Here is a 21,629-nt window from a genome sequence, read left to right on the forward strand (position 1 = left end):
CATAAGACTATTTACAAAGCACTTTATATTTAGGTAGATTAGAGATGAAGGGTTATTTATTTTAGATTTAAATTAAAATTTTTACGCTATATTCTAATATTAAAGTCAACTAAAGGAAGTTCACATACATGGAAGCTAATGCTCGTAACTTAGAACGTATATTTGATGGTACTGTCTCGTATCAAATCCCACTATTCCAGCGTCCCTATGTTTGGACAGAAGAAAAAAACTGGTGTCATCTATGGGGAGATATTGTTGATGTCGCTGATCGTTATCTATCAAATGAGATATGTCGCAGCCATTTTTTAGGGGCAGTGGTATTAGAGCGTAATAACAATGTTACGGGTTCTATTGAAACCAGACAAGTTATTGATGGGCAACAGCGATTTACTACTCTACAAATAATGATGATTGCTATCAGAGATATTTGTGAGAAGTATGAAAACACTAAGCTTTATGACAGATTTGATGGTTTGGTAAGTAATAAACGCAGTAAGGTTGATTTGGACGAAGAAGCTTACAAAATTTGGCCTACAAACAGTGATCGCTCAGCATTTGAAGTTGTACATCAATTAAATAAGTATGATCTAGAGCAGGCACATCAACTTGAAGATAAAATCAAAAATAGTCAAATATTTAAAGCTTATCATTACTTTCTTAGAGTATTAGAAGTATGGTTCTCAGAGCATAACGATGTAGAGGATTGTTTAGATGCTTTATGGCAAGTAGTACGTGAGTATTTACAAATTGTAGTCATCGACCTGCATTCGCAAGATGAAGCACAAGTTATTTTTGAAACGCTTAATGCACGCGGCACTCAGCTTCTCCCTGCAGACTTAATTAAGAATTTTCTGTTTCGCAAGGTTATTGGTTCAGATAAGGAAATAGAACGTTTATACACTGAGTATTGGCTCGCATTTGATAGTGAGTTTTGGCGTGAAGAGGTTAGTCAAGGACGTACTAAGCGACCACGAATAGATTGGTTTCTGCAGAATTATTTAAGTTTGATGTTGCAGGATGATATTAAAGTATCGCATCTTTTTGATTCATTCAAAGTATATGTCAATGATACAGAAGATAGTTATGATAAGTTTAATAACCGTTTTTTTAAACATCCTAAAAATACGACTGAGCACCTAATTGCTCTTAAAGAATTTGCTAAGCTATATCAGCTTATTACTCAACCGCAAGACGAAAGAGTGGATTTATTCCTATATCGATTAGAAGCTGTAGGTACAGCAACGGTCTATCCATTGTTACTGTTAGCAATGAAATTATGGCAACATCAGCCGACAGAATTATACGAGTTTTTAAGTACTTTGGAATCATATTTGGTTAGAAGAATGGTATGTGGCATGACCAGTAAAAACTATAACCGCTATTTTACAGATGTTATAAAAGAAATATATCGTACTAAAAAAGAGTCTGATGGTCTTATTAGTTCATATGATATACACAAAATATTATCTAAAAGCGATAGCGATAGTTCGCGAATGCCCGATGATATCGAGCTAAAGTCTCAGCTACTAGAACGACCTATATATGGGCGTATCGCGCAATATAAGCTTAGAATGGTATTGGAAGCAATAGACGCTGCTGCTCATCATACTAAAGCTGAATCAATGCCCATTCAAAAGAATCTCACTATTGAACATATATTGCCAGAGAAGTGGGAAAAGTATTGGCCACTTGAAAACGAAGGAAAGTCACCAGAAGATATTCTTGAGCAAGAGTCGCGTAGAAATACGTTAAAAAATACAATCGGTAATTTGACACTAATCACAGATAGCTTAAATCCTTCTATTTCTAATGGCTCATGGCAGGCAAAGCGGCCAGAAATACTTAAATATAGTAAGTCTAATCTAAATCGTTATTTTCAATTAGAAGCTGAAGATGAATTAAGTATCTGGAATGAAGATAAAATCCTTAAGCGGGCAGATAGTTTGATCGGTTTATTTATTTCAGTGTGGTGCTCACCGTTAGCTAAGCAACACGAGTGGTCTGAAGATTTCGCGGATGATATATATATTGCTATTGATATTTAGTGGTTGAGAGTTACATTATATAATCCATATGAAAACCTTTAATAGGCTCACTATATAATCACTAAAAGCGTATATAGTGAGCTATCTTATTTATCCCAACGCCGAAAAAAACACCATCAGCACTGGCGAGACAATATTAATTAGGAAACCAAAGCTAATCGCTAGTGGCACGACTTTTAGACCACCTGACTGCTGAATGATAGGCAAGGTAAAGTCTAAACTGGTCGCGCCGCCAAGCCCAACCGCAGCGGAGGGGTATTTGCGCATAAATACCGGAATAAAGATTAATGCAAAGAACTCACGTACCAAGTCATTAAACAACGCGACACTACCCCAAACCGCGCCATAAGCATCGGTCATGACAATCGCTGACAGCGAGTACCAACCAAACCCTGACGATAGTGCTAAGCCTTTCGTCCATGACACATCCGTAAATAGTAGCGCGAAAATAAGCCCGCCTGCCAATACCGCTAGCGTAAAGATGACACTCATTTCTACGCCGCGTTTATTCAGTAATACTTCTTTTAAGGTGATGCCCGAGCCTTTTAAGCCTATACCGACCAGTAATATCAAAATCATCAGCATGACAGTCATAGAGTTTTCAGGCGGCATATAATCAGTAGGCAAGAAATAGCCAATCACCATCCCAATCACCACACAAACCACTTGCGCCAAGCTACCTCGAATACTCACCCGATGCTCTTTAGATTTTACACTTGGTTTTTTGGCATGCCACGGGCGCAGATGGTCAAACACCATAAGCGCAACCAATCCTGTACCAATTGTTAATATTGATAGGACGGTGACATATAAGGCAATTTCACCCAGCTGATTACCTAGACCTTCTACCTGAGACAGCTCAATGCCAATCAACGCTAGGATGATAAATACCAGATATGATAGACCTTTGTCGGCCACTTTTGTCATGGTAGGGTTAGACGGAATGGCAAAGCCAATAAACATTGGCATTAGGACCAGAACAAGGGTGACTAGGCTTTGCATGATGACGGGCTCGCAGCATTTTTAATAAGGCGTTTTTAAGAAGCTGAAGATTGTACCATACAAGGTTAGCAATACTGATATGAGCCACTGAGATTCATTGTAAATCATCGCTCATTGTTGGCTAAACTGGAAAAACTGGACGATTATAATGATGTTAATAAATATCTTTTTCAAAATGTTTGAACGTTTTTGAGCGCTTTGTAATTCTTTACCTTACAAACTTTTGTTGCTACATTAAAGTACTGAAAATATTTGGCTAGACTCATGTCGCTATATCAGCTCAAGACTCAGTTTCAAAATCAACTACGTCCGATAAGCAATACGCTGGTTGAGCAAAATATTACTGCCAATCAAGTGACAGTATCCGCTGTTTTATTAAGTATCGGTACTGCTTATATAATTGCCAAACCAACGGCTGAACAGCAGCGGTTGTGGCTTTTATTACCATCATCATTGTTTGTACGTATGGCACTCAATGCCATCGATGGCATGATGGCGCGTGAACATGGCCAGGTATCAAGGCTAGGAGCTGTGTTAAACGAGGTAGGTGATATGGTTGCCGATACGGTGCTATTAGCGAGCCTGACCCCTCATATTCTGACTCATCATATCAATGATAAAGAACAGCAAACGTCAATAGCCAACTTACCAACGAATATATCAACTTCTCAGCAGCATATCACTGCTCTGATCGCGCTTAGTATTGGCACCGAGTTGTTAGGCATTACTAGTAATACCATGTTAGGAGTTCGTGCTAACCAAGGGCCTTTGGGCAAAAGCGACCGTGCCTTCTTATTAGGGGTGCTTGGTGCGTTTATGGGCATTAGAGCCAAAGCCCCAGTAGGTATTAAAACGCAGGTGGCTTTACCTGCTATCAGAATGAGTCAATTATTTATATTAACAGAGATAATGCTACTAAAGACCTGTCTCAATCGACTACGTTATATGACAGAGTTATACTTGAGGCGTAACCCACCTCAACTGCGATCCGTACTGGGTGAGTCAACAAACAACTCACTATCTCTTACTGTTGTTTTGCCAAATACTTCTACTGATAACGCTCGCCCATTGGAGTTCAAAGAAATGCCAACCACAACCGTTGATAGTCAAAAATTCGAAGAACAGGCCAATGTTGGTTTTGACTTGCCTGCATCTAAAATCATCAATGGTGAAAGCTGTTATAACGCTTACGACGGCACCGCTATTTATTATCGCTATTGGCTAACGACACCTTTAGCAGATATTAAGCAAGCCAACCAACCGTTGCGCCAAGTTATCTTATTGCACCGAGGACATGAGCATTCGGGACGATTGGCAGAGCTAGGAGAGCAGTTTGCAAAGGCTGGCTATCAAGTATTTGCTTGGGATGCGCGCGGCAATGGTCGCTCAGGGGGCATCAAAGATCATGCAGAAAGTGTCACAGAGCTTGAGCGAGATTTAGACGGTTTTGTACAGCTGGTGATTGGACAAACCGGTATTGCTATCGAAGATACATTGATTGTCGCTAGCAGTATCGGCGCGGTATTGGCAGCAGCATGGGTACATGATTATGCGCCAAATATTCGTGGCATGATACTTGGCACGCCAGCTTTGAGTATTCGCTTGTATTTGCCCTTTGCCATACCGTCGTTGAAAGTGGCGCGTACGCTAGGTCTGATGTCACGTGTCAGTAGCTACGTTAAAGCACAAGTACTGACTCATGATAAAGACGCGCAGCAGGCTTACAATGCCGATCCATTGATATCGAATAGTATCTCGACTGATTTACTCATTGATACCCATGCAACGGGTCAGCGCTTGCTCGACGATGCAGGGGCTATCACTGTACCGACGTTTGTATTGTGTGCAGGCAAGGATTATGTGGTCGATAAGCAGGCTGAACGCACGTTTTATGAAGCGATTAACACACCGATTAAACGCTGGCAGTTGTACCCAGACAGCTACCATGCAATCTTTCATGAGACTAATAAAGCCGATGTATTTGCCGACTGTATTGAGTTTGCTGAGCAAGTGTTTAGCGTACCAGTCCAAGCACCTGATTTGAGTACGGCTCACTTGAACAGTGCTAGTAAGGATAAAGTGGATCGTCTAGCGATTAAGCCGTTTAATCCAAGCTTTGCAATTACTCGTTTTGCGATGCAGAAATTCGGTCATGTCAGCGATGCGATAGCTACAGGGCTGGAGCATGGGTTTGATTCTGGCCATTCGCTAGATCATGTCTATTACAACAAGCCTAGCGGTCAGAATAAATTTGGACAGGCGGTTGATAAATTTTATTTAAATAATATCGGCTGGCAAGGTATTCGTATACGCCGCGTGCATATATTGGAGCTGGCGCGTTTAGCACTTGCAGATATCGAAGATAAAAACCAAAGTAGCAATAAATCATATCAACCGAAACTGTTAGATATCGCTAGTGGACATGGTTTTTATGCGTTTGATTTATTAACAGAGTTTATAGAATTATATGCTGAGCTGCGTGATTATGATATGCATAATATACAGGCATTGCACACAAAGGCGGAGCGTTTGGCCATGAGCAGTCGAGTCGTGACCAGTCAAAAGGACGCCTTTGATCCTACTAGTTATATTGATGCACATACGAATGACACTAGCACCGATACTAAAAAATCAGATCTTGCTATTGCTTCTGGGTTATTTGAATTGTTCTCTGATAATGCGCTACCAGCTACAGCTTTGGCAGGTATTCATGACAGTTTAAAATCGGGCGGTTATCTGATTTATACCAACCAACCGTGGCACCCTGAGCAAGAATTTATCAGTAAAACATTAAACAATCACCGTGGTAGTAGTTGGGTGATGCGTTGTCGTTCGCAAGCGGAAATGGATCAATTGGTTGAGCGTGCAGGCTTTAAGAAAGTCACGATGCGTATCGATCGCTTTGGTATCTTTACCGTGTCGTTAGCGATTAAAACTGTAGCAGCTGATGATGAGTAATAGATGAACAATGAGCAGGTTAAACCTTACGAGCGTGTTCAGCTGTTTTCAGGGGGAGGGTCACGTTTTGGTTATTATTTGGGCAGTTATGTAGCACTAGCAGCGCATAATTTGACGCCAGACATTATCGTTGGTACTTGCGGTGGCAGCTTGTCTGCTTATTTAGTACACCTTGCGCCTGACCCTAAAGATTTGCAAGCGTTGATGTGCAGCCGTGAGTTGTATCGCGTTATCACTGCCATCAGACATGTCGCGCCAGATGAAGCCAATAAACGTCTAAAGCTGCGCTATATGACACATGCACTCAAACGTTGGCGGTTATCAAAGCAAAGGGGTAATGGACAAGGACAACGTCAAGCAGACAGCTACGAGCGACTGTTAAATGAGTTACAGCAGTTAGCGATGTTTCGTATCGATAACGAGCAGTATTGGCTAGATGAGCTGTCGCGGTTCGCTGCTAGTAATAATGATAGTGGCAATACTGATAAAGCAACGCCAGAGATAGCAACGCCAGAGATAGCCATCATTGCTAGCCGCCTGTATCAAACGCCTGCTGATGATTCGTTTAATGCGACACTAACGCTGCAAGAGTTATTGTTTATGCCGCCGCGCTTAGCAAGTTTGCCAAACCTTGTATCAGGTCTGGCTGACGAACAAATGACGTCACCAGCGCACACATTTGCAAACGAGCGCATACATCCATCTGTAAATGTTCAAACGCAATGGGATTTTGCCGCAGTGATCCGCGCGTCTATGGCTGACATGTACTATCTACCGCCAACACATATCACAGAGCTTGGCTGGTGCTTGGGAGGTGTGATCAATCTGACACCGATTGAGCTAGCCTGTCAGTTGGGTGACAGCGTATTTGCAGAGACTAAGGCAGGTTATGACGCATGGCTTGCCGCCCCAGCGATTCAACGCGTCTTTGGTTTTGATCCCAATGAGCGACTGGCAGCAGTACACGGTTATCAACTAATGAGAGAGCTGCCGCATGCTACTAGCAATCACCGTCAGCTACATTGGTTACCATTTGCCGATAATGCGCAGCAGTTAGCGGGCCAAAATGTGCAAAAGCGTTTTAACCTAAAGCAAATGACCGTTGAGCTAATACACAGCGACTACGATGGCTTTGTACAGCAAATGCAGGCACAATGGCAATATGGCTATCAGCGTACGGTCGACTATATACAGCAACATAAATTATGAAGACACTCGTAGAAGATATCGCCGAAACCTATACGCCGCATGTTATTATCGTTGGTGGTACGAGCGGCCTTGGCTTAGCTTTAGCGTTACATCACCAGATGCTTGGCTGGCAAGTAAGCGTTGTTGGAAGTAGCGCGGCGAAGATAGCAGATATCAACAGCCAGCATCCTGCTATCGTGACTTATGTATGCGACTTAACTGACCCAAGTCAAACGCAAACGTTATTAGACAGTTTGTCAGATATTAGTTTTCAAAGGCTGATCTATAGTGCTGGCAGCTATACCAATGAGCGTATCCATCACCTAAATCAAGCAGATAGCGACCAAATGCTAGCGATTAACTTGCAGGCGTTTGAGCAGGTTTTTAGATGGGCAAGCAGCCAGTTAAAGCAGCAGTTAAAACAATCACATCAGGCGTTGGATTTGACTGGAAGTGACAGAACTAGCCTTATCTGTATTGCCTCTATCGCAGGTACGATAGATTATCCTTATGCCAGCCTTTATGCAAAAAGCAAACGTGCAATGATTACGACTGCTAGCGCTTATCGGGCAGCACTTGTATCTTATGATATACAAGTAAACTGTATTGCTTCAGGCTATATTGATACTCAAGCGTTACGTGATTTAAACGATGGCGATGCTCGCCATAAGCCATTTATCATGGGCAAGCAGACAGCGGTTCATCATATTATGCAAGCGATTGACGATGATGTAGAACTAGCGATATTTCCACGCTCGATGCGCTATATCACGAGTGCTTTAAATCATTTACCAAAGCTTGTGCTCAATTGGATATTGCGCAGTAAACTAGATAAAGCCAAATAATATGTCTATCAATACTTTGACTAGGTTTAACCAAATAACCAGTAGAGTAGGGTAAATATTGGCACTCCAATCAGCAAACTGTCTATCCGATCTAATACCCCACCATGACCAGCGAGCATCGTTCCAGTGTCTTTTACCCCGTGCTGGCGTTTAAATGCTGATTCTAATAAGTCTCCAAATATACCGCTCACAGCCAAGCCGTACGCAGCTAATAGACAGATCCACCAATCAAAAGGGGTGAGCCAAAGACCTAATGCTGTTGCCAAGATTGCCGCAACTAAACTGCCAAAGATAGCACCTTCAATACTTTTATTCGGGCTAATAGTCGGCGCTAGACCTTGTTTAAACAGCTTACGTCCAAGCAGTCGCCCACATAGATATTGGGCAATATCATTAAACTGACTGGCAAATAATACGAAGAGTAAAACGCCATATTGTTCGCGTTGCCAGGTCAATTGCTGTAAGGCTACAAGGCTAATGATGAGTGAGATGAATGCAATACTCAATAGCAGGTCTAAGTAATTAAGCCGTGTATAGTGTTGAGTCGAGTTGAGAGAGGTCTTCGGTAGCAGGGGAGTACTTGGTTGCAAGCCTTGCGCTTGGAGTTTATGAATGAGTACGGCTTTACTGCGCAAACACCATAGGCGTTTAATCTCGTAGCTGCCGCGTAGACCAATTAATATAAAAAATAAAATGAGCAGCCATTGATAGGGATATACTTGCGAACAAGAACCTTGCGTATCGTTCGTTATTTTTGCAATCACATAGCAAGTACAGAGCGCGGCTAACATCAACCACCACGAGCGGGCTATCAGGTAGATTTTTGGCAAACGTTTGCGCAGACGAGGTACGGCAAGCACGCTCCAAGCCAAGCTGACGATTATCATCAGGGCAATCACAAACACAATATCAGAAGCCATACCGTGGACACTCAAAGAAGAGGTAATATTTTAAGTCTATCCATAATGATAGCTTAAATGCCTCTTTAACTATAGTGTTAGATATTGCCCTTGATAGGTTTGTTTATTATCTGTCGTACGCTTAAATATGGTCAGTAACAAGTATCGGATAACGCTCATTTTCTATAATGTGAGAAAAGGAGTTAAGCGTAGTTTTTCTTAATGGCAGAATGATACTGGTTAAAGGCGTTTCAGCTAAGTTAGGATAATCCTCACGGTAATGCCCACCACGACTCTCAAAGCGCTGATAAGCCGATTGAACAATCATCGTTGCTAACGCTAATTGCCTCACTAATTGAAAAATGGCAAGCTCACTGTTAGTAGTAGGAGTTCTACTGCTCGTATCAGATAGCATGATCTCAGTATGTTCGATTGACTCTTGCCACTGCTCAATTTGTCGCAATGCTTGCTCTAATTTTTCATCGCTACGTGTGATGCCCATATTTGCTGTCAAAAGAGCTTTCAACGCTATAGTTATCTCTGCAATATTTACGTCAGAATGAAACGCCTTATCGACCTTATAAGTTGGATACGATGACTGCTTGGAAGATGGCAAGATAACAAATTGCGTGTTTTCTAATGTCGGGGATTGCCAAATATCGGCAGCTAACTGATGCAGTTCATAATAGGCAGTCGTATGTGGCTGCGCCATTTTTTCTAAAGCTTCAGCGGTTTTCTCTAAAGCTTCTAAGTTCTTTAAGCGTTCCAATTTTGTTAAATAATGAGGTAAGTTGGCGGCGATGTTGCGACCAACTACCACACACTCCAACAATGAATTACTTGCTAAACGGTTGGCCCCATGCAACCCTGTATAAGCAACTTCGCCTGCTGCATACAGCCCTGCAATATCGGTCAAACCATTGGCGCAAGTCACCACTCCGCCACAACTATAGTGGGCAGTCGGAGCGACTGGAATAGGATCTGTGGTCATATCGATGCCGAGTGCTAGCAGCGTCTGATAAATCTGCGGGAAATGCGCTTGTGTAAATGCAGCTGGCAAGTGACTGACATCAAGATGCACGTAGCCAAGTCCGTTACTACTAATCTGATTGGCTATTGCTCGAGCGACGATATCACGTGGCGCCAACTCAGCGCGTGCGTCTACGTCTAGCATAAAGCGCACACCAGTCTGCGGACAATAGAGTCGTCCACCTTCACCGCGTAACGCTTCAGATATCAAGAAGCTGCTGTCATCTAACGCTAAGCCCGTCGGGTGAAATTGAATAAATTCCAAATTTGCCAAGCGGCAGCCTGCTTGCCATGCCATCATGACGCCATCACCGACGCAGACATTAGGCGCGCTGGCACGCTTAAATAGTTGACCTAAGCCACCACTAGCGAGTACGACAGCTGAACTATGAATGGTGAGTTGGCGCTCGTTGATATGATCAAAGACTAACGCTCCTCGGCAATGTCTAATCTCGCTATCGTTCATGCTAAAAGAGGAGCTGCTAATTATAGGTGAAGTCAGTAACTCTAATGCTTCATGATAAGGCAAGATAGTGATATGGGTTGCAGCTTGTGCTTTGGTAATTAATGCATCCATCACGTGTCGACCCGTTGCATCATCCGCATGAGCCACACGTCTACAGCCATGACCGCCTTCTTTGGTTAAGTGCAAGTCACTGGTTTTTAAGACTGCAAAATCAGGTGTATTATCATTTTCTTTAGTTAAAGTGGTTTGAGTAAATGGCACACCTTGTTCGCATAGCCACTGCACCGCTTGCTGTCCTGCGCCCAAGATACGGGCAGTATTGTCCGTCGCACACAATCCTGCACCAGCGATTAAGGTATCAGCGACATGATCAGTCACAGAGTCTGCTTTGTCTAAGCTAGCTGCGATACCACCTTGAGCGTAATGACTTGAGCAAACCTCGAGCGCCGCTTTGCTTAAAACAGTAATATTCAGCGATTTTGGCAGAGATAGCGCGGTGCTCAAACCTGCCAGACCAGCCCCAATGATAAGAACATCAGTTTTTATAGTATTACTCATATCACTGTTACCTCTGTTATTCGTATAACTAGTGGTGCTGGAACAATCAACTGAATGCGACTGACTCATACTAGGCTGCCCCAACGTTAGCGAACAGTGCACGGTCTTTGACGATGTCGCCACTGGCGGCTACACGTTGCTTTTGTGCTTCAGCAAAATCGAGCATCCGTTGTAAAGGTTTCTTAGCTGCTACTGCTAGCTCAGGTGTCATTAGTACTTCACCGCTTTGATTGGTTAAGCACTGTTCAATCCCTTTTAAGCCGTTCATAGCCATCCAAGGACAAAACGCGCAGCTCTTACAGCTAGCGCTCTCGCCAGCAGTTGGTGCGGCCAAAAATCGCTTGTTTGGTGAGCGTTTTTGCATCTCGTGCAATATGCCCAAATCAGTAGCGACGATAAAGGTATCAGCATCCATCTCATACGTTGATTGCAAAAGTTTACTAGTCGAGCCGACCACATCGGCTAGTTCAACCACGCTATCAGGTGACTCAGGATGCACCAAGACTTTGGCCTCTGGGTACTCCTCTTTTAGTTGCAGGAGTTCAGTGGCTTTAAATTCGTTATGCACGAGGCAAGACCCTTGCCACAGCAGCATATCTGCGCCAGTCTCACGAGCAATGTATTTGCCCAAATGGCGATCAGGCCCCCAAATAATCGGCTCGCCTTGAGCATGTAAGTGACGGACGATATCGATACCAACGGATGAGGTCACTACCCAGTCTGCGCGTGCTTTCACGGCTGCGCTCGTATTGGCATACACCACAACGGTACGCTCAGGATGAGCATCACAAAATGCGGAAAACTCATCAGCAGGGCAGCCCAAATCAAGTGAACACTCGGCTTCTAAATCTGGCATGAGGACAGTCTTTTCCATGCTTAATATTTTTGCTGATTCACCCATAAAGCGCACACCAGCGACAACCAATGTTTGGGCGCTATGAGCTTGTCCAAACCGAGCCATTTCAAGTGAGTCACCGACGCAGCCACCCGTTGCCAATGCCAAGTCTTGGATAAAAGGGTCGACATAGTAGTGTGCTACCAGTACGGCATTATTCTCTTTCAGTAGCTTCTTGATATTTTCTTCAACCACGATGCGTTCAGCGCGAGGCAAGTCTGCTGGCATTTTAGCCTTGGCATATTCAATGTTCATCTGAGTGGCGATGCGATTGTCCGTACTCATGATAGGTGCGTCGTAAGGATATTTTTTCATAATGGCAGCCTTTATTGGTGCGATAACGATAAATGTAAGAGCTAAAAAATAGGTAATGGGGTATAACAAATTTATAAGTTATCTTGATTATGCTCATTTTGAGCATAATTACAAGTGGTTTTTATACTTAATAAGTCAAAATATTAGGTTTTATTGCTAAAAATGACGTGCAGTTAAGCCGTACTGAGCTTGAAAATGGTGCTAATTCATGCCCCTTATAACTATTTATCGATATTGATTTTTCATACTTACAACCACAGACTATGATAGTTTTGGATTCGAGCTATACTAAGCCATACCATAGCTATTAACCCCAATAGCCTTTCACATTTCAGAGAAAAAGGATAATTCCCAAAGCCATGACGTTGTCTTATTCACATGCGCACCAGCAAGGTAGTGGCACGACAGAAGTGGTCGCCGTATTGGTCGCTATCACCGATCATATCGCGCGCGTTCTAACCGTTGACCAAGGCAAGCTGTTGCCAAATGGGCCACTTATGCCACTACATCGCTCGCTACAAGCGGGCGTACGTCAGTGGGTAGAGGAGCAAACGCAGCAACCGCTCGGATACTTGGAGCAGTTATATACCTTTGTCGATACTAACAGGCGTAATATTGATGGCCATGCGTTGGTGTATGTGAGTTATTTGGGTTTGGTGCAAGAGACGCAAACGCAGGCACTTCAAAGCAAAGCACTCTGGCGAGATTGGTATGATTATTTCCCATGGGAAAATCATTTGGACGGTATGCCCAGTATTATTATGGACTTTATCGTGCCTGCGCTACTCGAATGGGCCAATACTGCAAACGACCCGATTGTCCAACAGCGCAGGCGTCAGCGCGTTGGATTATGTTGGGGGCTGGACGAAGCGTTTTTAGCAAGTGGCAAACTCACTGACAGTCAATCCGTCAACGAACACGATAATGAAAGTAGAGAATGGATTGCAGAGCATGTATTACTACGCTATGAGATGCTTTATGAAGCAGGTCTGATACCCGAAGCCCCTAATTATCCGCCCAATTATCAAGCTGTTACCTTGCCAGAAGACTGGTCACAACGCATAGGTGTACCCATGTATTACGATCACCGTCGCGTGATCGCTACTGCTATCTCAAGACTGCGCGCGAAGATTGAATATAGACCGCTTATTTTTGGTCTGATGCCAGACGTCTTTACCTTGTCGCAGTTGCAGCAGAGTGTTGAAGCACTATCAGGCGTGCGTTTGCACAAGCAAAATTTCCGTCGATTGCTTGATTCGCAAAACCTAGTGATGGAGACAGGAGAGAGTAGTACTGCTCAGCGTGGTCGTCCTGCCAAGTTATATCGCTTCCGCCATGATATTGAATTACAGAGTTTATTGATGGATAGCAAACTTCCCAAGCGTAAATAGTCGTTTCAAGCCATTCCGTTGTATCTCTAAATCGGTTTGTAAAACGAAAAATTTGTCACCTTTCCTTGCAGGGTCGCTAACTTTACGCTATATTTATGCTCATTTTGAGTTTAAATAACGAGCAGTTTCTATCAATATCATGCCTAGATAAGGGTCAAAGATGACAATTGAAAAAGAGCCAGCATTGGATGACGTATTGCTCAAGCCATTGGTTGAGAATGCACTAACTGAAGATTTGGGTAGGCGTGGTGATGTAACCTCACAAGCTACTATCCCAACCGATATGCAAGCGCAGTTGCAGATCAAAGCGCGGCAAGCAGGCGTGATATGCGGTATCGATTTGGCACGCTTGTCTTTTGCCTTAGTCGATGCGCAAATTGAGTTTATTGCACAAGTACAGGATGGTGACATAATAGAGGCTGGCGCAGTGTTAGCGACCGTAAAAGGTAACGCGCGTCACTTATTGACAGCAGAACGCACGGCCCTGAACTTTATGACCCATCTCAGTGGTATTGCGACAGCGACCCGTCAAATTGTCGATAGCGTGGCGCAATATCCTGCGCAAATTACTTGTACACGCAAGACCATTCCAGGCTTACGTATCGTACAAAAATACGCCGTACGCTGCGGCGGCGGACGCAATCATCGCTTAGGGTTGGATGATGCGATTTTAATTAAAGACAATCATATCGCCATTGCGGGTGACATCAAAACGGCCATTCAGCAAGCACAGAAATTTGCTGGGCATCTGATTCCTATTGAGGTCGAAGTCGATACGCTAGAGCAATTAGAGCAAGCACTCGATGCAGGTGTGAGTTTAGTGCTATTAGACAACATGTCGCCTGAAACATTATCGCAAGCGGTTGCTATGTGTCAGGGCCGAGCAAAGACTGAAGCCTCAGGTGGTATTACGCCTGAAACGGTACAAGCGGCAGCAAGTACGGGAGTTGATTTTATCGCCATGGGTTATTTGACGCACAGTACGACAGCCTTGGATATTGGGCTAGATTTTAGTGCATAAGTGCAGGCGTAATAAAGGCTAATATCATTATATACGCTAGATTTTAGCGAAAGGACTATCACCGAGTTAATAGAATGGCAATTTATACTGACAGCTTGTACTGATAATCGGTTAAATGCTTGTTTTTACACTGAAAATTTACTAAGGTGACATGTAGGCATAACGGCGCAAAGTTAATGATTTTATTAGCTTATCTGCCTATGTTAGAATATAAGCTACAATGCCGTTTTTAACTGCCTATTGGGTCATCGTTGCACTTGCACGATGGCCTTATCTTTTTGCACCAGTGGTATCAATAGACAAGTGAGCGCTCAGTGAATACTGAAATTATCAAGATAATCCTAGCCTTTATGGTATTGATCAATCCATTTAGCGCATTGACGTTATTTTTAGATTTGACTCGCGGCTATTCGATGAACAATCGACGTAAGGTCGCGCGCGTTGCTTGTCTGACTATTTTTATCACCATCAGCTTTTTTACGATTGCAGGTGAGACGCTACTAAAAACCCTTGGTATTTCTATCGGCTCGTTCCAATTGGCAGGCGGTATATTGGTGTTTTTAATTGCGCTAAATATGATGAATGGGGAGGGTAACCCGGTTAAACCTGATCAAGAGAATTTTGATGTTGATCATGTGAAAGATGCGCCAGTTTCAATGGCAGCTGCTGTGGTTCCCCTCGCGATTCCGATGATGATTGGGCCTGGTGGTATCTCCACGGTTATTATTTATTCTTCACAAGTATCAGGTATTTTGCAGGTATCTGCCATTTTGATTGCTGGCTTATTTATCAGTCTGTTTTGCTACTTAGCATTGATGGCGGCAGGTCGTATCAGTCGCTTACTAGGTGATACTGGCTTGAACATCATGAGCCGAATCATGGGGATGCTATTGGCCGCCGTTTCTATCGAGATTATCGTTAATGGACTGCGTACGCTCTTTCCTAGCTTGATGTAAACGATCAATACAATATTACCGCTAACCATATATATTTATACAGTGGTTAGCGGATATCGACGTCATTCAGTATTATCCAATACGTCGTTTACTTAATATTCAGTTTATTCAACACTCAGCTTATCTATCATTTCTCAGTTATACCTCTATCAGCTTTGATACAAATGCCAAGCCAGATAGAGCATTAGCAACCCTACCAAAGCGTCCAGTATGTTCCATGCTTTAGGCTTCTCAAATAGAGGCCTGAGTAATCGCGCACCATACCCAAGCGCAAAGAAGAAAAAGAACGAAGCGCTAATTGCACCTGCGGCAAACGTCAATTTACTGCTTGCGCCCGTAGAGACCATGCCGACGAGTACCAATGTGTCTAGATAGACGTGCGGGTTTAACCAAGTAAAGCCAAAGCATAGTAGTAAGGCTTTTTTTGAGCTAGTGACGACTTGTCCTTCGACAGTCAAAGCATGTGACACACGTACGCTGGCATACAAACTCTGCAAGCCGTACCCTAATAAAAATATAACGCCTGCTATTTTTGCGATATCTATAACGTGAGGATAGCGGGCCGTAACTGCACCAAAACCACCAACACCTGCTGAGATTAAAAACGCATCGCTCACCGCACAAAACAAGCAAACAAAAAATATGTGCTCGCGTTTGAGGCCTTGTTTAAGTACAAAAGCGTTTTGGGAGCCAATAGCAATGATGAGAGATAACCCAAGTAGGAAACCAGAGATATAATCGGGAGCATTCATAATACGGTGCTTAACGGTTGGCGTGTAGGAATGGTGACATTTTGCTTACTGGCAGGCCAGCAAAAACCTGCTAAGATACGCTATTGAATGAATGTATGCAATATGCGCACAATGTGAGTGTAATAGACGAGGGGCAGAGCAAGTCATGGTAGTCAGTTTGACAAGAATGCTACAGTCATTTGGGCAAGCTCAAGATGACCTACCGACATTGGCAGCAAAGAATGCTCAGGAGATGAGTGTCAATCATGAACGGGATGCTGCTGCCAAGAGTGATAGCAATCACGCAGTACATGAGCGTTCTACACTGACTCCGCCTGAACGTGTAAACCGTATATGTGATGCGTTGGCACAAGTCAGTGATAGCCAATCATCCACGCCTTTGACCGATCGCTATCTGAGCAATCGTGCTCAAATGCGCCCAACTAATAGACCGCCTTTTGACCCAGATACTTTGTGGTATCTCAAACATGGACGTTGTCCGATTATGACTGAACTTGTTGATGTGGTCGATGAGGCCACCCTAAATGCCATGCCTATTGAAGCCGTTGCGATATTAGATCGTATCAATAGTAAGCTAAAGCGTTATCGTGAATGGAGTAGTGAGCTGAACGAACAGCAACAGCAGCAGCATAACGAGCGTCAGTTCGTCATCGATAAATTGGTGTCCGAAAGTATCCCTGAAGCATTACATCATTATGAGCAGCTACAACGCTTTAGTCCGCATCGCACCAAAAATAACATGGTGCAGGGCAAGATGACTGCTGGTGATATGCTGACAGATTTGTTCTTAGAGATTGATTATGAGCTGGACGAATTATTGGATGAATTGCATCAGACAGTTTTGAACCGCCTTGCCTCAACCCACCGTTATGTTAAGAGCCGTACGCAAAGTTAAATGTTCTTTGATGATGTTTTTTTGAACACTTGCAAAGGTTAAGTATTATCAAAAAACACAATCGACCCAATGCATAACAATATAGGGCTTTAATAGAGCCTTATTTTTTTGTTTAATAATAACAACCATAAAAAATCAGCCACGACATTCTGATAAGTAATAAGGACAATATAATGACCCAAATGACTGCAATGTTCGTAATGTTTGTTTTGTATGGGCTGTTGCCAGCGGCTGGGTTATATCTAGGTTATCGTGGCATTAAAAAAGTCACAGCACCCAAAATGCTCGAATATAAGGCGATGCCGCAACTGGGTTATATACCTGAAAAAAGCCTACCTGTCGACGTTAAAACTGCTCTGGAGCAAATTAATACAAAGGGTGAAAAGTTGCGTGTCATGTATGGCGATACCAATAATGATGGCAAGATTGATGATAAGGATACCATCAACGAAACTTATATTATGATTCAAAACTTAATGGATAGGCACGTGCCACAAGCAGTGGCTGACTATCGCCGATTACATGATTTAGATGTGGCAGACAGTGCGCTTGCTGACACTACCAAAATTAAGCATTCTAATGTCACTGGCAAAGAAGCCTTGTTAGATGTGCTTAAGACAATTAACACACAGTTCGATGACCTGCTCAACGCGTCATATCATCAAGACGGTCAAAAGCTACTCGCGACCAATCGCTATCTCCAAAAACGTTTTGACAGTCCTGCTAGCAATACAGATATTCTAAAGCCCGATAGCAATGCCAGTAGTAATGCTAGCAGTGATGTAAATATCCAAGCGATTGAAAGCCCAACTGGTGAAAATGTGAGTGCTGAAGACATTAAGCTATAAATACAAAGTTGAATGGTAAAAGGGTAAAGAGCAAGCGTATATGAGTATTTTAATAGGCATCGGTATTGTAACGACCGTCACTACCTTTTATCTAGGTAGAAAAGGCTGGCAAGCTTTTCATAAAGCCGTCGGTATCTCACCTGGTGTACTCACGTATCAGGATTACGATGTACCCTTGTCATTAGCCACATTAAATTGGCAGCAGTTAACGTTAAATAAACAGCACTTAAAAACGTTGTCTGAGCAGAAATTGCGCCAGTTAAAACGTATCGATGAAAAAGTAAGCAGCTATCACGCTTATCAAGCAGCCCTACAAACTCAACATAAGACACCGGCGATAACAGAAGCACAATTTGTGTTGAATAAAATGTTACAAACACGGTTACCCGAGATGCTGGCTACTCATTACCAATTAACGGATATAAATGCCAAGAATAGAAATAACGAAAAGAGATTGGAAGCTAGTGAGTTATTGCAGAGTGTTTTAGATAATATCGAACAGCGTTTGGATAGATTACTGGCACAAATGGACGAGGAACAGCTACAAGAGCTGCGAGTCATGAAGCACTATATTAATAGCCACGATAGCTGAGCCGTTATTTTTATACTAAGCGACTGTGACGCCTGTAAACTGTGACACCTGTAAAAAGACACAAAAAAAGCGGTCAATGACTATTCATCATTGACCGCTTTTTTATGTTTATCCCAAATCTATTTAAGACTTAGAATAATGTTAAACAAAATCAACTAGCGCTTATCATTGCGATCACGGGTGTTGCGTGTACCGCGGCTGGCAGGGCTAGCGCTACTTTTAGGTTTCGCGCTGCTATTGCGGTTATCGCTACGAGTGTCAGTGCGACGCGCTTTAAGCGGCTTATTTCTAATACGTTCTTGCTTTTCTTTGGCTGCGCCATGTAGACCCGTGCCATAACGTGGACGCAAGCTGACCAAATCCGTCAACGTGTTGATTTCTTTTTTATCAAGCTCTAAGAAACGACCAGTACGTAGCTCTTTTGGTAGAACAATCGTGCCATAGCGTGTACGTAGTAGACGACTAACTTTTAGACCTTGTGATTCAAACAAACGACGTACTTCGCGGTTACGGCCTTCTTTTAGCTGGACGTGATACCACTTGTTGACGCCTTCGCCGCCGCCTTCTTTGATGTCTTCAAATTTTGCAAGGCCATCTTCTAGCATGACGCCAGCGGTCAATGCACGGGCGATATCAGGCGTTACTTCACCCAATACACGTACCGCATATTCCCGAGTAACTTCACCAGATGGATGCATCAAGCGATGCGCCATTTCACCATCGTTAGTAAATAACAATAGGCCAGTTGAGTTAATGTCCAAGCGTCCAACCATTACCCAGCGGTCATGAGTCAGCTTTGGCAAACGTTCAAAGACAGTTGGGCGACCTTCTGGATCTTTAGCAGAGCAAACTTCGCCTTCAGGCTTGTAGTAAGCGATAACACGGCGACGCTTCTCATTTTCAGAAGTGTATTTGATTTGACGGCCATCAACGCGAATCTCATCACCTTGCGAGACGCGATCACCGATGGTCGCAGGACCATTGTTAACCGTTACGCGGCCAGATTTGATGACTTCTTCCATTTGACGGCGTGAACCAAGTCCCATACGGGCGAGTGCTTTCTGTAATTTTTCATCTTTCATCATAATATCCTTGAGTCGGTGGGTTTACATTTCTCAATGTAAAAAATTGGATTGACTATTCTACGCTATTTTAACAAATTTAGCACGTAAACCAATACCTTACTGGTTAATGATGTATTCACCCATAAATACGTAATACTGTTTAATTGACTTATTATGAAAATTTATCAGTGCGCAGGCTTTATCTTACGCTAGGATTTTGTAGCGTACACAGGTACAATATTACTCTTAGTCAAAGATTGACGAACCAAAGGACAGGCATGCAAAGTATTTGCGCGCGCTGTCTTTATTTTTTTATATCGTACCCTCTATTGGAGTTACTATGTCTACTGCCCAAGAATCCGCCACCGTTTTGGACGGCAAAGCACTTGCCAAACAAATAGAACAGGATCTGCGCACGCGCGTAGATACGATTAAGGAAAAGACTGGCCGCACCCCAAGCTTAGCGACGATATTGGTTGGTGACGATCCAGCCTCTGCCACTTATGTTCGTATGAAAGGCAACGCCTGTAAGCGTGTTGGCATGGACTCTATACGCGTTGAGATGCCGAGTGCCACGACCACTGAGCAGCTCATGGCAAAAATAGATGAGTTAAATAGCAATCCAGATGTACACGGCATTTTGCTACAGCATCCGGTTCCTGAGCATATTGATGAGCGTGCTTGTTTTGAGCAGATTGACTTAGCAAAAGACGTCGATGGCGTGACTTGTCTTGGTTTTGGTCGTATGGCGATGCAGCAGTCAGCTTATGGCTCATGCACACCGCAGGGCATTATGCATTTGTTAGAGCATTATAATATCGAGCTATCAGGTAAAGAAGCCGTAGTCGTAGGACGTAGTGCTATCTTAGGTAAGCCAATGGCGATGATGCTATTGAATGCCAACTGTACAGTGACTATCTGCCATTCAAGAACTCAAGATTTGGCAGCGCATATCAAGCGTGCAGATATCGTGGTTGGTGCCGTAGGCGTACCTGAGCTTATTAAAGCGGAGTGGATCAAATCAGGAGCGGTTGTCATTGACGCAGGTTTCCATCCGACAGATGATGGCGGTGTTGGTGATATCGAAATGCAAGGCATGGAAAACATTGCCAGTGCTTATACGCCAGTACCAGGCGGCGTTGGCCCAATGACTATCAACACGCTTATTCGCCAAACGGTCGATGCTGCTGAAAAATCAGCGGGTTTGAATAACGGCTAAAAAGATAGTCATACGAATACTGATTGCCGATACATAAGGGGCCTGAGGTAACATAAACTCAGGCTAAATCAACCACATTTCAGTTGATAGGACCTAAACATGGCTAAAAAAAACGTAGGTGTTCATGAGCGACTACAAGGTATTGGTAGAGAGTTTGTCGATGTCTGTCATTACGTTATTTTATTTCTAATCAGTGTGGTTGTTGTTTGGACCGCAGGTAAAGAGTTTATTTATATTGTCCAAAAGGGTTCAGCGGATCTAAAAGACATATTAATGTTATTTATTTACCTTGAGCTACTGGCTATGATAGGTATTTACTTTAAAACCCACCGACTGCCAGTACAGTTTTTGATATTTATTGCCATAACAGCATTGTCACGACATTTGGTGGTTGATGTGCAGGCGGTTTCAGACTATTTCCATTTATGGCTGCTAGCGACAATTTCCGTGGCCATCATGCTACTGAGCGGCTCTATTGTAATCCTGACTTGGACGGCCAAAACATTTGGTCGCCCAGAGGATAATCTTGATAAGCAGCATGCAAATCTAACAGTTAAGGCGCTATTGCCTGATAATGCTCAAGCACCTGATAGTCATACTAAGCATCGCCGTGAATAATTAGATAGCGTTACAAAGAGATAGCAACATAAAAAAAGAGCGACCAGTGGTTGCTCTTTTTTTATGCCTAGCG

At 43.2% G+C, this 21,629-nt stretch carries 18 protein-coding genes; 12 read left to right on the forward strand and 6 right to left on the reverse strand.

Translation table 11 applies throughout. The features are described 5' to 3' along the window. Window positions 1-128 precede the first annotated feature (128 nt). Window positions 129-2,045 carry a DUF262 domain-containing protein gene (locus ACS8FA_RS18660; protein ID WP_439265642.1) on the forward strand — a complete coding sequence of 639 codons (1,917 nt, stop codon included), beginning with the start codon at window positions 129-131 and terminating at the stop codon, window positions 2,043-2,045. A gap of 90 nt (window positions 2,046-2,135) precedes the next feature. On the opposite strand, the gene ACS8FA_RS18665 is transcribed toward ACS8FA_RS18660, so the two are convergent. Further along, window positions 2,136-3,047 carry a LysO family transporter gene (locus tag ACS8FA_RS18665; RefSeq protein ID WP_439265641.1) on the reverse strand — a complete coding sequence of 304 codons (912 nt, stop codon included), beginning with the start codon at window positions 3,045-3,047 and terminating at the stop codon, window positions 2,136-2,138. 264 nt (window positions 3,048-3,311) lie between these two features. Here ACS8FA_RS18665 and ACS8FA_RS18670 point away from each other — a divergent pair, with 264 nt between their 5' ends. Genes ACS8FA_RS18670 through ACS8FA_RS18680 form a run of 3 tightly spaced genes read left to right on the forward strand, consistent with a single transcriptional unit; the run spans window position 3,312 to window position 8,038 of the window. Beyond that, on the forward strand, window positions 3,312-6,005 hold the full coding sequence (locus tag ACS8FA_RS18670; protein ID WP_439265639.1) for an alpha/beta fold hydrolase: 2,694 nt from the start codon (window positions 3,312-3,314) through the stop codon (window positions 6,003-6,005). 3 nt (window positions 6,006-6,008) lie between these two features. Next, window positions 6,009-7,214 carry a patatin-like phospholipase family protein gene (locus ACS8FA_RS18675; protein ID WP_439265637.1) on the forward strand — a complete coding sequence of 402 codons (1,206 nt, stop codon included), beginning with the start codon at window positions 6,009-6,011 and terminating at the stop codon, window positions 7,212-7,214. Then, complete coding sequence (locus tag ACS8FA_RS18680) at window positions 7,211-8,038, forward strand: SDR family NAD(P)-dependent oxidoreductase (RefSeq protein WP_439265635.1); 828 nt, start codon at window positions 7,211-7,213, stop codon at window positions 8,036-8,038. Before ACS8FA_RS18675 ends, ACS8FA_RS18680 begins: the two co-directional genes overlap by 4 nt. Window positions 8,039-8,064: 26 nt before the next feature. Here ACS8FA_RS18680 and ACS8FA_RS18685 read toward each other — a convergent pair whose 3' ends face one another. The 3 genes from ACS8FA_RS18685 to nadA all read right to left on the reverse strand — a co-directional run bounded on the left by ACS8FA_RS18685 (window position 8,065) and on the right by nadA (window position 12,200). Beyond that, entirely contained in the window at window positions 8,065-8,958 is an 894-nt protein-coding gene (locus tag ACS8FA_RS18685; RefSeq protein ID WP_439265634.1) for a phosphatidate cytidylyltransferase, read from the reverse strand. Window positions 8,959-9,079: 121 nt separating this feature from the next. Next, the gene (gene nadB, locus ACS8FA_RS18690; RefSeq protein ID WP_439265632.1) at window positions 9,080-10,990 is read right to left on the reverse strand and encodes an L-aspartate oxidase; all 1,911 of its coding nucleotides are present in this window, start codon (window positions 10,988-10,990) and stop codon (window positions 9,080-9,082) included. Window positions 10,991-11,060: 70 nt separating this feature from the next. After that, window positions 11,061-12,200, reverse strand: coding sequence for a quinolinate synthase NadA (nadA, locus tag ACS8FA_RS18695; RefSeq protein WP_439265630.1), 1,140 nt, complete (start codon window positions 12,198-12,200; stop codon window positions 11,061-11,063). Between the two features lie 359 nt (window positions 12,201-12,559). Here nadA and ACS8FA_RS18700 point away from each other — a divergent pair, with 359 nt between their 5' ends. From ACS8FA_RS18700 to ACS8FA_RS18710, 3 genes are all read left to right on the forward strand, one after another. Next, on the forward strand, window positions 12,560-13,591 hold the full coding sequence (locus ACS8FA_RS18700) for an NUDIX hydrolase (RefSeq protein WP_439265628.1): 1,032 nt from the start codon (window positions 12,560-12,562) through the stop codon (window positions 13,589-13,591). A 160-nt stretch (window positions 13,592-13,751) separates the two neighbouring features. Then, window positions 13,752-14,612 carry a carboxylating nicotinate-nucleotide diphosphorylase gene (nadC, locus tag ACS8FA_RS18705; protein WP_439265627.1) on the forward strand — a complete coding sequence of 287 codons (861 nt, stop codon included), beginning with the start codon at window positions 13,752-13,754 and terminating at the stop codon, window positions 14,610-14,612. Window positions 14,613-14,926: 314 nt separating this feature from the next. Then, window positions 14,927-15,568: a MarC family protein gene (locus ACS8FA_RS18710; protein ID WP_082624565.1), complete on the forward strand. Its 642-nt coding sequence runs from the start codon at window positions 14,927-14,929 to the stop codon at window positions 15,566-15,568. A 149-nt stretch (window positions 15,569-15,717) separates the two neighbouring features. Here ACS8FA_RS18710 and ACS8FA_RS18715 read toward each other — a convergent pair whose 3' ends face one another. After that, window positions 15,718-16,320 carry a LysE/ArgO family amino acid transporter gene (locus ACS8FA_RS18715; RefSeq protein WP_439265624.1) on the reverse strand — a complete coding sequence of 201 codons (603 nt, stop codon included), beginning with the start codon at window positions 16,318-16,320 and terminating at the stop codon, window positions 15,718-15,720. Between the two features lie 166 nt (window positions 16,321-16,486). On the opposite strand from ACS8FA_RS18715, the gene ACS8FA_RS18720 reads away from it, so the two are divergent. The 3 genes from ACS8FA_RS18720 (at window position 16,487) to ACS8FA_RS18730 (ending at window position 18,655) form a co-directional block, all read left to right on the forward strand. Then, the gene (locus ACS8FA_RS18720; protein WP_439265680.1) at window positions 16,487-17,215 is read left to right on the forward strand and encodes a hypothetical protein; all 729 of its coding nucleotides are present in this window, start codon (window positions 16,487-16,489) and stop codon (window positions 17,213-17,215) included. A gap of 173 nt (window positions 17,216-17,388) precedes the next feature. Beyond that, window positions 17,389-18,063, forward strand: coding sequence for a hypothetical protein (locus ACS8FA_RS18725; protein ID WP_439265622.1), 675 nt, complete (start codon window positions 17,389-17,391; stop codon window positions 18,061-18,063). A 40-nt stretch (window positions 18,064-18,103) separates the two neighbouring features. Then, window positions 18,104-18,655 (forward strand): hypothetical protein, encoded by a 552-nt coding sequence (locus ACS8FA_RS18730; RefSeq protein ID WP_201555925.1) that lies wholly within the window; start codon window positions 18,104-18,106, stop codon window positions 18,653-18,655. A 155-nt stretch (window positions 18,656-18,810) separates the two neighbouring features. On the opposite strand, the gene rluB is transcribed toward ACS8FA_RS18730, so the two are convergent. Further along, window positions 18,811-19,737, reverse strand: coding sequence for a 23S rRNA pseudouridine(2605) synthase RluB (gene rluB / locus ACS8FA_RS18735; RefSeq protein WP_101206234.1), 927 nt, complete (start codon window positions 19,735-19,737; stop codon window positions 18,811-18,813). A 322-nt stretch (window positions 19,738-20,059) separates the two neighbouring features. On the opposite strand from rluB, the gene folD reads away from it, so the two are divergent. After that, the gene (gene folD / locus ACS8FA_RS18740) at window positions 20,060-20,938 is read left to right on the forward strand and encodes a bifunctional methylenetetrahydrofolate dehydrogenase/methenyltetrahydrofolate cyclohydrolase FolD (RefSeq protein WP_165597445.1); all 879 of its coding nucleotides are present in this window, start codon (window positions 20,060-20,062) and stop codon (window positions 20,936-20,938) included. A gap of 99 nt (window positions 20,939-21,037) precedes the next feature. Next, entirely contained in the window at window positions 21,038-21,556 is a 519-nt protein-coding gene (locus ACS8FA_RS18745; RefSeq protein ID WP_165597444.1) for a phosphate-starvation-inducible protein PsiE, read from the forward strand. Window positions 21,557-21,629: the final 73 nt, after the last annotated feature.

The organism is Psychrobacter sp. 1Y1 (assembly GCF_051847395.2).
Classification (GTDB): domain Bacteria; phylum Pseudomonadota; class Gammaproteobacteria; order Pseudomonadales; family Moraxellaceae; genus Psychrobacter.